Consider the following 13,243-nt stretch of genomic DNA (forward strand, 5'->3'; position numbering starts at 1 on the left):
ACTAATATTAATAATTAAATTAATTGGAGGATCAAATGCTAAAAAAGATATTACCAATTGTCATTATTTCCATTTTAGTTGGAGTTATGGTTGTACAAGCTGTGGGAAAGGAAAAAGATTATGTTTCTGCTGATCGAACAAAGAAAACGATCATCAATAATAATGAACTCGAACAAATGTACTATGATAGTTTGTCATCACAAGTAGAAGAACCGGTTTCTGAGACGGAGGACTTACATAAAGGACTTGAAACTGGTTCTAGTGCTCCCGATTTTCAATTAAAAACACTAGATGGAAAAGTAATACGTTTATCTGACATGAAAGGTAAAAAAGTAATCATTAACTTTTTTGCAACATGGTGTCAACCTTGTCGATCAGAAATGCCATTATTAGAAAATTTTTATCAAAAACACCGAACAGATATCGAAATTTTAGCTATTAATATTGATACAAAGGCCAATGTAAAAGGATTTATAAATAAGTTAGGCTTAACCTTTCCCATTCTTTTAGATATAAAGGACATAATAAACAACAGATATCAAATTATAGCTATTCCGACTACGTATTTTATTGATCAACAAGGAAAAATCATCGCTAAACATATTGGCCAAATCGATTCGAAAATCTTAGAAAAAATATTAAAAAAATCACCTTGATAATGAGGTGATTTTTTATAATTTCGTTAAAATTTTGTAAATTCCTTGGGAATTACAATAGAATATGCTAATATTAATAGGAATATTTAACTAAGCCTAATTTTTAAGTATTGGAAAAATAATTATAAATTTCTAATATTATGCCCATACTATAAATAAAGAACAATTTAAGAAGGAGAAGTATACATGAGAAAAATAAACAAAAAGTCTTTTTCAGATCTAGTACTAGAAAATAAACAAGCATTATTAAAAGATCAAGAAGCAATTGAACGTATTGAAACGAAGCTGGAACAAAAGCATTCGATTAAATTAGCAGAATAAACCTATCTTTTTCACTCATATTCCCTCAGGCTTAGGTGAAATATATTATCAAAGGGGGAATTTGAATGAGTAAGCCAAAAAGAAATTCCAAGGATTTTGTTCCAAACCATATCGGGATGCAGCCCCGTTCCTTCGGTGGAAATAAAGGAAAACAAATGCAAAATAAATCTGGTGAACACGCACAAGTAATGCAAACAAAAGGTGAATAATTTAGTGATATTGCTTAACTTTTTATAAAAATCCAGACTGTTTTTATGAAAAAAAGTCATACTAAGACTGTGCCGCTGTGAATAGTGGTTACCTCATTCACCTAAAAGGAGGAAATTCGAGATGGCTTCGAATCAACCAAAACCAGATGATCGTAGTGATAATGTAGAAAAGCTGCAAAACATGATTGATAATACTCTAGAAAATATTGAAAAAGCAGAAGACACTGCAAGCCTGTCTAACAATGAAGAACGTGCGAAAATTGAAGCAAAGAATGAACGCCGTCGAGAAAGCATTGAAGCAATGCGAAGCGAAGTTAAAGATGAGGCACAATATAATAATTATCAATAATTAGAAATAAAGCTGGCATATAATTGCCGGCTTTATTTTTTATTAGGCTATGTTATTTAGAGCCTACCGTGGTACATATGAATGGGTTTTATTCGAATGAATCGTAATGAACATGTACCACGGTAGGCTGTTTTAGACATTAGCTATATTGTTTAACAGAACCTTAATTAATGATAATATTAAGGGGTATATTTCATAAGAAAGGTGTTTTTTATTGGTATGATCATTTCAGAAACAGATATTCAAGTACGTTATGCAGAAACAGATCAGATGGGTGTCGTTTATCACGCCAATTATTTAGTTTGGTTAGAGCTAGGTCGCACTCAATTAATAGAGGATTTAGGATTTAAATATGCTGACATGGAAAACGAAGGGATATTATCTCCTGTCATTGATATTGAAATATCCTATAAGAAGCCTGTTCGTTACGGAGAAATAGCTAAAGTGAAAACATGGATAGAGGAATATGATGGTATACGTGTTACATATGGGTATGAAGTATTAACTGAAGATGGAGATTTATCAGTTTTAGCAAAATCTAAACATGTTTGCGTAAAAAAAGAAAACTTTCGTCCTGTATCTATTCGTAAAATTTTCCCTGATTGGCATAAAGCATATGAAAATGCAAAAAAATAGTATACAAACACACCACCCTACCAATAAATAATTATTGGCAAGGTGGTGCTTATTACATTTTTTTATATTCATATACAGGTTCGTCTAAATCTCCGTCATAGCTTACATATAAATGGTGATCATCAAAATACCAAAGATCTTTTTCTTCAATATAATAAACAATGCCACCTTGTTCAGTATGAACAGCAATATCACTAGGTGCTTCGTTTGATATCCCTAAAGAAAAGCCCTCTTGAACTGGTGAAGAGCCACCATATTTAACAAAAAACCTTATACTATCTCCATTTTTTAAAAACATCTCATCTTTAAACCATTTTCCAGCTTCATCTGTAATGCGAATTTCCATGAAGTTAGCTCCTCTCTTGAATAAGAGTATCCATATAACAACATTATAAGCTTTTTCACAGGAATCATTCTATGATTATGCCTAATAATTTTTGACTCCTATTGAACAAGCATAGTTGGGGAATGAAGGGCTACATGTTAATCTATTCACTTTATTTTACACCATTCATCATATGCTGCATGATTTCGTTGTAGGAGTGATCAATCATTCCTTTTTGATAAGCTTCTTTTAAAGGATATACACGATAATGATGAAGATTTTGATTGAAAACAAATGTTGGGTGAAACTGAATGTCGCTTATTTTTATGTTCTTCACATTTTCAATTATGTCTTTCGAAACTTTGAATTCGAACATTCCACCAATGTCTTTATAATCCCACATTTGACCGGAAATGAAGTTACCAAGTGAATAAACAACATATGCATCTCTACCGTCTTCCGTACGAAGCTTTTCAATTGGCTGTAAGACATGAGGATGGGTGCCTAGAATGACATCCGCACCACCATTTGTAAAAAGTTTGGCCAATTCTTTTTGTTCTTCGGTTGGTTGCCGCATATATTCGATTCCCCAATGGAGACTCAAGATCACGATATCTGCTTGACTGCGAGCTCTTTTCAACTCGAGTAAGATTTTTTTCTTATCAATAATATTAACTAAATAGTTTTTTCCTTCTGGAAGAGGGATTCCATTTGTACCGTAAGTATAAGCAAGAATGGCTACTTTAATTCCATTTACATTTTCAATTCGAAGTGTTTGCTGATCCTTTTCATCTTTAAATGTACCAACATGTGGTAGTTTCTTCTTCTCAAAATAAGATATTGAAATTAATATTCCAGCTTCTCCTTTATCTAATGCATGATTATTAGCTGTTGATAAGAAATTAACTCCAGCATCCATAATCGCATCAACAATTTCGAACGGGCTATTAAATATAGGGTAACTCGATATTCCTAATTTTTCACCACCTGGAATAGACTCTTGGTTTGCAATCAATAAATCTGTACCTTGAAGCAGAGATTTTACAGGTTGAAAGATAGGCTTGAAATTATATCCGTTTTTCGTTTTTGCATCTTCATACACCCAATCATGAACAAGTATATCTCCAATTCCACCAATAACAGCACTTGAATGAAAATCCTTCGGAGCTGTATTCACACTTCTTGAAGAATTCGGGAGGGAAGAGTGTATTTGTTTTGCAAAGGAATTTTTCCATTGGTGATATTGCATATAACATAAAGCAAAAATGAACAGCAATAAAATAATAATAATCAAGAATAAAATAGAATTTCGCTTTTTTGTCATAAGTTCACCAACTTTCTTTTCAGAATCCATTCTATTTTACAATAGTTGCAAATATTTTAGTCCTTATTTTTATAGTTTAAAAAAATAAAAAATGAATCCTATATAAAAGGATCCATTCATTTATAGCTTATATATTCTTATAGCCATTTAATTTTTGGTTCAGTTTTATTTTTTATTCGAGCTAAATTAGCTCGATGACGATAAATTACAAAAGAAGATAATGCAATTACTACCACCATTAACGGCCAATCTCCAGTCACTAATGTATAAATAATCGAATAAATAATTGCAAAGATACCGGCTATGATAGATGATAAAGATACATATTTACATATCTTCAAACTAATAAAAAATACACCTATAAGAACTATAAATAAAATGGGAACATATGCTAACAATACCCCAGCTGAAGTTGCAACAGCTTTTCCACCACGAAAACCTGCAAAAATCGGAAACATATGACCTACTACAGCAAATAACCCAATTAATAATGGATGAATAGAGTCATCGATACCAAAAAGTTTTGGTAGAAGAGTAGCAAGAGTCCCTTTTAATATATCAGCTGCCGTTACAGCAATCCCTGCTTTAATACCTAATGTTCGAAAGGTATTCGTAGCACCCAGATTTCCACTCCCATGTTTCCTAATATCAATTCCATAGAAAAGCTTCCCAACGATTAAACCTGATGGAATGGAACCTAGTAAATAAGCTAAAATAATAATAAGTGCATACGTCATAACCATAACCCCTTTTAAAACGAAACTATAAAGCTTTCTTATTGTACCATGTACTCAAGGGAAAGAAAAATTTTATTAAAAATTCTATTTTCCTCTTTTCTTGCTTGTAGTACTCATGTAGGATGAAGAAGGGAGGAAATGAGATGCCAACTATAGAAGTTAAATCCAATACCAATCGATCGAAAAAAATAATGCTAGGGATAGTTCTTTTATTTCTCTTTGTTACAATTAGTCTATTAGTCTATCTTTATCCTTTTGCTTCTACTGAAAATGAAAAATATGTGAGTAAAGAATATTCCATATTACTTAATGGAAAAATCCAAGGTAATGCTGTACTTGAAGGTAATAAATTATTTGTTCCTTTAGACGTTATAAAAAAAGGGATTGACGATTCAATTTTTGTTGAAACAAATTCAGTTATTTTCACAACAAATCATCGAGTAATTCAATTTCCTATCGATAAGAACGGTTATTTCATTAATCAATTACCTGAAAAAACAACTTATCCTATAGTTAAAAATATGAATAACCAACTATATATAGACTTAAATACTTTAAAATTAATTTATAGTATTCAATATCATGTAACGAAAAACGAAAAAATCGTTTGGATTGAAAAAAACCAAGACTCCTATTATCAAGGTAACATCACAAATAAAAATGCCCGTCAGGCATTTTTAAGACTCCGGACCAAGCCTAATTTACAATCACCTTACGTAGTTGACGTTCATTCAGGAGAAAATATCCGTATTGAAAAAATAGTAGATGATTACTACTACGTTCGGACAAAAGAAGGGTTAGGCGGTTTTATAAAGAAGGGGTATGTCAATAAAAAACAAAAAATGCTAGTTTCAACGACAACCCATCAAGAAAAAACGAAGTTGCCAATGATAAGAGAGCCTATTCATTTAACATGGGAAGCTATTTATACAAAAACACCAGATCCAGCTAATTTACCTAAAATGCCTGGTGTCAATGTTGTTTCACCTACATGGTTTAAATTAAAAAATGGGAAGGGTGAAGTAACAAATCTAGCTTCTGAGTCATATGTCAAATGGGCGAAGAAAAACGGATATCAGGTTTGGGCGTTATTTTCAAATTCCTTTGATCCAGATCTAACAAAAGAAGCCTTTAGTCATTATGAAACGAGAAAAAAGATTATCAATCAATTACTAACTTATATGAAAACCTATCAATTGGATGGGTTGAACATTGATATTGAAAATGTTTCTCCAGAAGATGGACCGCTTGTCACGCAGTTTGTTCGAGAAGCTTCTGCCTACCTTCATAAAGCCGGTAAGTTTGTTTCGATGGATATTACATTCATTGCTAAAGGTAATTGGTCAGAATTCTACGAGAGAGATAAGCTTGCTACTGTTGTCGATTACTTGATTGTTATGGCTTATGATGAACATTGGGGAAATTCCCCAACATCAGGAAGCGTGGCTAGTCTTCCATGGGTAAAAAACAATTTAGAGCAGCTTTTAAATGAAGTACCAAGTAATAAACTTATTCTAGGTGTCCCATTTTATACTCGCTTATGGAAGGAAGAAGTAAAAGATGGGAAAACCCTCGTTTCTTCGCAAACATTATCAATGGAACAAGCAAAAGCATGGATTAAAGAAAAAAATTTGAAAACTACTGAAGATGCTGAGTCAGGTCAAAACTATGTTGAATATAGCGATCCTAAAACGGATACGGTATATAAAATGTGGTTAGAAGATGAACGATCATTGAGAAAAAGAGCGGAACTGGCTGCACACTATAAACTAGCGGGTGTTGCCTCATGGGCACGATATTTCGGTGACCAATCAGCTTGGCTAGCACTTCAAACATCATTATCTGCTTTTAATAAATAATGATTTATTATATACAAACGCTGTATGGTAGACGTTCAGCTAGGTTTTCTACGTAAAAAAATCGCTTCACGCGTACCATACAGCTGAATTCAACTTATAAAATCATTATCTGTTTTTAATAAAATAATGATTTTATAAGCTTTAAATAATTAATATGAAAACGGCATTTAATAATTTCCAATGTCGAGGGTATATTAAAGCAAAACATTGATTTAAGAGTTAGAAAGTTAGGGGTTTTTGATTTGAAAACAACAGTTTCTGCCATCCAATGGATGGCTTTTATGATTGCAGGAGCTATTGCAGCTCCTATTGCTATTGCTGATTTGTATCATTTAAGTCCAGCGGAAACATCCGCATTTGTAGAAAGAACAATTTTTGTATTAGGGATCGCTGGATTACTTCAAGGAATACTTGGACATCGCTTACCTATTAATGAAGGACCTGCCGGCTTGTGGTGGGGTGTATTTACTATTTATGCAGGGTTTGTAGGTACTTTATATACTTCAAATATTGAAACACTACGAGAACTATCGGGTGGAATGATCTTAAGTGGTGTATTTTTCTTTCTTTTATCTGCGTTCGGTTTAATTCAAAAATTAGCAAAACTATTTACACCAACGATCACATTTATTTATTTATTTTTACTCATCCTCCAATTAAGCGGGTCCTTTATGAAAGGGATGCTTGGGTTAACAAATGGCATTCACCATATTCAGCCTAAAACCGCTGTACTATGCTTTGTTATCATTCTGCTATCCTTTTACTTAGGTCAAGTGCGAATACAATGGATCAAACAATTTTCCATTATGTTTGGCATGATTATTGGGTGGATCTTATTTATTATTTTTGGGATTGCTCCAGAGGTTCCAAAAAGTCATTCATGGATATCGTTTCCCGAAATACTTTCTTTTGATGTTCCAAAGCTAGATTCAGGAATCATCGTTACCTCCTTCTTTATTACAATATTATTAGTAACCAATATGATCGCATCCATACGGGTGATGGAGGAAGTATTAAACAAAGACAAAAATATTCCAGTACGTTATCGACAAGCAGGCTTTATTTCTGGGATTAATCAAATTACTGGAGGAATTTTCTCAAGCATTGGTTCGGTTCCTATTTCTGGTGCCGCAGGATTTGTCACACAAACAGGAATTAAATCAATAAAACCATTTATTTTAGGTAGTCTAATTGTCACAATTATTTCCCTTCTTCCTCCAATAATGAATATTATGAGTGCTTTACCTGCACCGGTGGGATACGCGGTTACATTTGTTATCTTTACAAAAATGGTTGGATTGGCACTTTCTGAAATCGAAAAATCAAATGATCGACAAATTACTTATACTTCAGCAGGTTTAGGTTTTTTAATTGGTGTTGGAGTCATGTTTCTTCCAGCAGAAGCAACAGTAGGTCTTCCAGTAGTAATTGCATCTATCATCAATAATGGACTGATTCTCGGAACAATCGCTGCAGTCATAACTGAGCAATATTTACGGTGGAGAAAGAAACAGATTCACTAGACTAAGGTTTGCAGTTATGCAGGCAATAAAGTACGATAATTATAGAATTTTATTTTGGACAGGAGGTTTTTTTATGCCAATTGAGAATCCTAGCAGAGATGAGATTGGAAAAATATTAAAAAAGGCAAAGAGAGTAGCTGTAGTAGGATTAAGTGCCAATCCAGAACGTACCTCCTATATGGTTTCAGAAGCGATGCAAAAGGCAGGTTATGAAATCATCCCTGTGAATCCATCTGTTGATGAAGTACTAGGGGCAAAAGCGGTAGCATCATTAAAAGATATCAAAGAGCATGTTGACATTGTCAATATCTTTAGACGATCTGAATACCTGCCAGAACTTGCGAAAGAATTTGCTGAAATGAATGCAGATGTATTTTGGGCACAGCTTGGCGTTGAAAATGAAGAAGCCTATCAGTACTTAAAAGAAAAAGGAAAGACCGTAATTATGAATCGCTGTATTAAAGTAGAGCATGCTTTAACAAAATAATCTTCTTTTTATCAGCAAGCGTATCATTTTTTACGCTTGCTTTTTTATCCTGTATGAACTAAAGCAAGCAAGACTTGCTATAACCTATTTCTAAAAAGAATTTGCTAAAAATAAATTTATCGTTAAAATAGTTGTTAGATGTTCGTTCGGAAAATGATATAATAAACTAAGAACATTTGTTTGTTTTTTATTAATGTAAAACAAATTTATTCGTCTTATGTACTTTTCAATAAAGGTATAAATAGAGAGAGCAGCGTTATTGAAAGGGGAATTTTTGTGGCAAAGAAACAAAACTTGATAGAATATAATGATGATGCAATACAGGTATTAGAGGGCCTTGAGGCTGTACGCAAACGTCCTGGGATGTACATTGGCTCAACTGATGCTCGCGGCTTACATCATCTAGTATATGAAATTGTAGATAACTCCGTTGATGAAGCATTGGCAGGAAACGGAGATCATATTATCGTTAAAATACATAAAGATAACAGTATTAGTGTTCAGGATAAAGGTCGTGGAATGCCAACGGGTATGCATAAATTAGGCAAGCCCACCACAGAAGTCATTTTCACAGTATTACATGCCGGCGGAAAATTCGGTCAAGGCGGATATAAAACGAGTGGTGGTTTGCATGGTGTTGGTGCTTCCGTCGTCAACGCTTTATCTGAATGGCTCGTCGTTACGATTAAACGTGATGGATTTGTGTACCAGCAAAAATTTAAGGATGGCGGTAAACCCGATACAACACTTGAAAAAATCGGTAAATCCAATCAAACAGGTACACTCATTCATTTTAAACCTGATCCAACTATTTTCAGCACAATTACTTACAATTACGATATTTTATGTGAACGTTTGAGAGAATCTGCTTTTTTACTAAAAGGGTTAAAAATTGAGATTATTGATGAAAGATTCGATCAAAAAGATGTATTTCATTATGAGAATGGAATAGAAGCCTTTGTAGAGTATTTAAATGAAGGCAAGGATGTCCTTCATCCCGTAGTATTCATTGAAGGAGAAGCAAGCAATATAGAAGTCGAATATGCCTTCCAATTTAACGATGGCTTTTCTGAGAACATGCTATCTTTTGTTAATAATGTTCGGACAAAAGATGGTGGTACCCATGAAGTAGGTGCCAAAAGCGCGATGACCCGAGTAATCAATGAATATGCACGTAAAGTAAATCTGTTAAAAGAAAGGGATAAGAATTTAGAAGGAACAGATATCCGTGAAGGACTATCAGCGATTGTTTCTGTTCGTATTCCTGAAGAATTGCTGCAATTTGAAGGACAAACAAAAGGAAAACTTGGTACGAGTGAAGCAAGATCCGCAGTAGATGCTGTGATTTCTGAACATCTAGCCTATTTCCTTGAGGAAAATCCCGAATCCAGTAACCTTTTAATTAAAAAGTCGATAAAGGCCGCACAAGCAAGGGAAGCGGCTCGCAAGGCACGTGAAGAAGCCCGAAGTGGAAAAAAACGAAAAAAATCAGAAAGCTTACTATCAGGAAAATTGACACCTGCACAATCTCGTAATCCACAGAAGAATGAACTTTATCTTGTGGAAGGTGATTCTGCAGGAGGCTCTGCTAAACAAGGACGAGATCGAAGGTTCCAAGCGGTACTTCCTCTTCGCGGTAAAGTAATTAACACAGAGAAAGCAAAACTTCAAGATATTTTTAAAAACGAAGAAATTAATACGATTATTCATACGATTGGTGCTGGTGTTGGCCCAGATTTTAATATAGATGATGTGAATTATGACAAAGTCATTATCATGACAGATGCAGATACAGATGGTGCGCATATTCAAGTTTTATTACTAACTTTCTTTTATCGATATATGAGGCCTCTTTTAGAAGCTAGTAAAGTATATATCGCTTTACCGCCGTTATATAAAGTAAGTAAAGGTACTGGAAAAAAAGAAGTAATTGAATATGCTTGGACAGATGACGAATTAAATGGTGTAACCAAAAAGGTTGGAAAAGGTTATATTCTGCAGCGCTATAAAGGTCTTGGTGAAATGAATGCGGATCAATTATGGGACACAACGATGAATCCGGAATCCAGAACATTAATACGTGTTCGAATTGATGATGCAGCTCGGGCAGAACGACGTGTAACGACATTAATGGGTGATAAAGTAGAACCAAGAAGAAAGTGGATAGAAAACAATGTCGCTTTTGGACTTGAAGAAGATCAAAGCATTTTAGAGAACGAAAACATATTAGTTGATGGAGGGGAAGAGGATTAATGTCAATGTTAGAGAAATTCCAAGATCTGCCCCTTGAAGAGGTTTTAGGTGATCGGTTCGGAAGATATAGTAAATATATAATTCAAGATCGTGCACTTCCCGATGCACGTGATGGTTTAAAGCCTGTGCAACGTCGTATATTATTTGCTATGCACGTAGAAGGAAACACAGCTGATAAAGGATTTCGAAAATCAGCAAAAACGGTCGGTAATGTAATCGGTAATTATCACCCTCATGGTGACACATCCGTTTATGATGCTATGGTTCGTATGAGTCAAGATTGGAAAGTAAGAAATGTTCTTGTTGAAATGCATGGGAATAACGGAAGTATTGATGGAGACCCTGCTGCTGCCATGCGTTACACAGAAGCTAGATTATCCGCAATAGCTTCTGAATTATTACAAGATATCGATAAGAATACTGTAGATTTTATCCCGAATTTTGATGATACATCAAAAGAACCGACTGTATTGCCAGCTAGATTTCCAAATCTTTTAATCAATGGTTCAACAGGAATTTCAGCTGGTTATGCAACCGATATTCCTCCTCATCATTTAGGTGAAATCATTGATGGGACTATTATGCGTATCGAAAAACCAGAATGCACTGTAGATGAACTAATGGAAGTTATTAAAGGACCTGATTTTCCTACAGGTGGAATCATACAAGGAATTGATGGCATTAAAAAAGCCTATGAATCAGGTAAAGGTAAAATGGTTGTCCGAGGAAAAACAGAAATCGAGGACATCCGTGGCGGCAGACAGCAAATCGTAATCACTGAAATCCCTTATGAAGTCAATAAAGCAAACATGGTTAAGAAGATTGATGAATTACGATTAGACCGTAAAGTTGAAGGAATATCAGAAGTTCGTGATGAAACCGACCGAACAGGGCTTCGTATCGTTATTGAATTAAAAAAAGAAGCAAACGCAGAAGGTGTCTTAAACTTCTTGTTTAAAAATACCGATTTACAAATTGCGTATAATTTTAACATGGTAGCGATACATAATCGCAGACCAAAACTAATGGGGCTCAGAGAACTATTAGATGCTTACATTGAACACCGTAAAGAAGTAGTAACCAATCGGACAAAATATGATCTGCAAAAAGCTCGTGAGCGTCAACATATTGTTGACGGACTAATGAAAGCATTATCGATTCTTGATGAGGTTATAGCGACTATTAGAGCATCAAAGGATAAACGAAATGCAAAGGATAACTTGATTGATAAATTTCAATTTACTGAAGCACAATCAGAAGCAATTGTTTCCTTGCAGTTATACCGTTTAACCAATACTGATATAACCGCTCTTCAAAAGGAAGCGGAGGAACTTAATCAAAAAATTGAAGAGCTTACTTCGATTTTGGACAGCGAGAAAAAACTATTCAGTGTAATAAAAAAAGAATTAAAAGAAATTAAAAAGAAATATGCGAATGACCGCAGAACGCTTATTGAAAATGAGATTGAAGAAATTAAAATCAATTTGGAAGTCATGATTCCGAACGAAGATGTTATGGTTACTGTTACTAAGGATGGCTATGTAAAACGTACAAGTCTCAGATCATATACAGCTTCAAATGGACAAGACCTGGCAATAAAAGAAACCGATCGAGTTTTATTCCAAGAAGAGATAAATACGACAAGTATCATCTTATTGTTTACAAATAAAGGGAATTATTTATATTGTCCAGTACACGAACTACCTGATATCCGCTGGAAAGATCTCGGACAGCATATAGCAAATATTATTCCTATCGATAGAGATGAAAGAATTATAAAAGTTTTTGAAGTAAAAGATTTCAATGCACAACATTTCTTATTATTTTTCACTAAAAATGGAATGGCAAAAAAATCTGAACTCATACACTATCAAGCACAGCGTTACTCCAAACCACTTGTAGCGATTAACTTAAAAGGTGATGACGAAGTAGTAGAAGTTCATCTTACTGATGGTTCTAAAGATATTTTTGCCGCGACACACTTTGGATTTGGTCTATGGTTTAATGAGGAAGAAGTAAATATTGTTGGAGCGCGTGCAGCAGGTGTAAAAGGGATCAATTTAAAAGATGGAGATTATGTAGTTTCTGCAAAAATAATCAATCATCCAAATAATGAGGCAGTATTTGTTGCAACACAGCGTGGAGCTGTGAAAAAAATGAAATTGTCTGAGTTTGAAAAAGCTTCTCGGGCTAAGCGTGGTGTAGTTATGCTACGTGAATTGAAAAACAATCCACACCGAATAGTAGGGCTAGATATCGTAAAAAATGAAGACATCATGTTTATTCACACAGAGAAAGATGTTACTGAAACAGTATCAATCCAAAGCTTACGATTTAACGATCGATACTCCAATGGCTCTTTTGTCATAGATGAAACCGAAAATGGATCAGTAGATGAGGTATGGAAAGATCGTTTAAACGTAAAAGTTAATGAAAAAGAGAATTAACTTTGAAAAGCATTTGTCCCTCGAGGCAAATGCTTTTTTGATATCATAGTCCAAAAAATTTTATCATTATTATTGGATTTATTTACATAGCCAGAGGGGTATTGGAAATAATAGAAA

Annotated in this window: 13 protein-coding genes; 10 read left to right on the forward strand and 3 right to left on the reverse strand. The window is 34.2% G+C overall.

The window, feature by feature from the left end:
• The first annotated feature begins 35 nt into the window (after positions 1-35).
• The 5 genes from ACQKP0_RS14740 to ACQKP0_RS14760 all read left to right on the forward strand — a co-directional run bounded on the left by ACQKP0_RS14740 (position 36) and on the right by ACQKP0_RS14760 (position 2,171).
• Positions 36-656: a TlpA family protein disulfide reductase gene (locus ACQKP0_RS14740; protein ID WP_427406616.1), complete on the forward strand. Its 621-nt coding sequence runs from the start codon at positions 36-38 to the stop codon at positions 654-656.
• Positions 657-842: 186 nt separating this feature from the next.
• Positions 843-977, forward strand: coding sequence for an FbpB family small basic protein (locus ACQKP0_RS14745; RefSeq protein ID WP_427406617.1), 135 nt, complete (start codon positions 843-845; stop codon positions 975-977).
• A 65-nt stretch (positions 978-1,042) separates the two neighbouring features.
• Positions 1,043-1,186 (forward strand): acid-soluble spore protein N, encoded by a 144-nt coding sequence (locus ACQKP0_RS14750; protein ID WP_427406618.1) that lies wholly within the window; start codon positions 1,043-1,045, stop codon positions 1,184-1,186.
• 121 nt (positions 1,187-1,307) lie between these two features.
• Positions 1,308-1,535, forward strand: a complete 228-nt coding sequence (gene tlp, locus ACQKP0_RS14755) for a small acid-soluble spore protein Tlp (protein ID WP_427406619.1) — start codon at positions 1,308-1,310, stop codon at positions 1,533-1,535.
• 219 nt (positions 1,536-1,754) lie between these two features.
• Positions 1,755-2,171, forward strand: coding sequence for an acyl-CoA thioesterase (locus ACQKP0_RS14760; protein ID WP_427406620.1), 417 nt, complete (start codon positions 1,755-1,757; stop codon positions 2,169-2,171).
• A gap of 52 nt (positions 2,172-2,223) precedes the next feature.
• Here the strand turns inward: ACQKP0_RS14760 and ACQKP0_RS14765 are convergent, their stop codons facing one another.
• The 3 genes from ACQKP0_RS14765 to plsY form a co-directional block, all read right to left on the reverse strand.
• Positions 2,224-2,517, reverse strand: a complete 294-nt coding sequence (locus ACQKP0_RS14765; RefSeq protein ID WP_427406621.1) for a HesB/YadR/YfhF family protein — start codon at positions 2,515-2,517, stop codon at positions 2,224-2,226.
• A 151-nt stretch (positions 2,518-2,668) separates the two neighbouring features.
• Complete coding sequence (locus tag ACQKP0_RS14770) at positions 2,669-3,673, reverse strand: CapA family protein (RefSeq protein WP_427406622.1); 1,005 nt, start codon at positions 3,671-3,673, stop codon at positions 2,669-2,671.
• A 284-nt stretch (positions 3,674-3,957) separates the two neighbouring features.
• Positions 3,958-4,557, reverse strand: coding sequence for a glycerol-3-phosphate 1-O-acyltransferase PlsY (gene plsY / locus ACQKP0_RS14775; RefSeq protein ID WP_427406623.1), 600 nt, complete (start codon positions 4,555-4,557; stop codon positions 3,958-3,960).
• 143 nt (positions 4,558-4,700) lie between these two features.
• Between plsY and ACQKP0_RS14780 the strand changes: the two genes are divergently transcribed.
• From ACQKP0_RS14780 to parC, 5 genes are all read left to right on the forward strand, one after another.
• A complete protein-coding gene (locus ACQKP0_RS14780) occupies positions 4,701-6,416 on the forward strand; it encodes a glycosyl hydrolase family 18 protein (protein WP_427406624.1) in 1,716 nt (571 codons plus the stop codon).
• Between the two features lie 242 nt (positions 6,417-6,658).
• Complete coding sequence (locus ACQKP0_RS14785; RefSeq protein ID WP_427406625.1) at positions 6,659-7,939, forward strand: purine/pyrimidine permease; 1,281 nt, start codon at positions 6,659-6,661, stop codon at positions 7,937-7,939.
• Between the two features lie 73 nt (positions 7,940-8,012).
• Positions 8,013-8,426, forward strand: coding sequence for a CoA-binding protein (locus tag ACQKP0_RS14790; RefSeq protein ID WP_427406626.1), 414 nt, complete (start codon positions 8,013-8,015; stop codon positions 8,424-8,426).
• 276 nt (positions 8,427-8,702) lie between these two features.
• On the forward strand, positions 8,703-10,679 hold the full coding sequence (parE, locus tag ACQKP0_RS14795) for a DNA topoisomerase IV subunit B (protein WP_427406627.1): 1,977 nt from the start codon (positions 8,703-8,705) through the stop codon (positions 10,677-10,679).
• Positions 10,679-13,126, forward strand: coding sequence for a DNA topoisomerase IV subunit A (parC, locus tag ACQKP0_RS14800; RefSeq protein WP_427406628.1), 2,448 nt, complete (start codon positions 10,679-10,681; stop codon positions 13,124-13,126). Before parE ends, parC begins: the two co-directional genes overlap by 1 nt.
• The last annotated feature ends 117 nt before the right edge of the window (positions 13,127-13,243 follow it).

Source organism: Heyndrickxia sp. NPDC080065 (assembly GCF_050281185.1).
GTDB lineage: Bacteria > Bacillota > Bacilli > Bacillales > Bacillaceae_C > Heyndrickxia.

Coding starts and splice junctions, on each gene's coding strand:
- plsY (WP_427406623.1), bottom strand. CDS start 4,557: ATGACGTATGCACTTATTATTATTTTAGCTTATTTACTAGGTTCCATT.
- tlp (WP_427406619.1), top strand. CDS start 1,308: ATGGCTTCGAATCAACCAAAACCAGATGATCGTAGTGATAATGTAGAA.
- ACQKP0_RS14765 (WP_427406621.1), bottom strand. CDS start 2,517: ATGGAAATTCGCATTACAGATGAAGCTGGAAAATGGTTTAAAGATGAG.
- ACQKP0_RS14780 (WP_427406624.1), top strand. CDS start 4,701: ATGCCAACTATAGAAGTTAAATCCAATACCAATCGATCGAAAAAAATA.
- parC (WP_427406628.1), top strand. CDS start 10,679: ATGTCAATGTTAGAGAAATTCCAAGATCTGCCCCTTGAAGAGGTTTTA.
- ACQKP0_RS14760 (WP_427406620.1), top strand. CDS start 1,755: ATGATCATTTCAGAAACAGATATTCAAGTACGTTATGCAGAAACAGAT.
- ACQKP0_RS14745 (WP_427406617.1), top strand. CDS start 843: ATGAGAAAAATAAACAAAAAGTCTTTTTCAGATCTAGTACTAGAAAAT.
- ACQKP0_RS14740 (WP_427406616.1), top strand. CDS start 36: ATGCTAAAAAAGATATTACCAATTGTCATTATTTCCATTTTAGTTGGA.
- ACQKP0_RS14790 (WP_427406626.1), top strand. CDS start 8,013: ATGCCAATTGAGAATCCTAGCAGAGATGAGATTGGAAAAATATTAAAA.
- ACQKP0_RS14750 (WP_427406618.1), top strand. CDS start 1,043: ATGAGTAAGCCAAAAAGAAATTCCAAGGATTTTGTTCCAAACCATATC.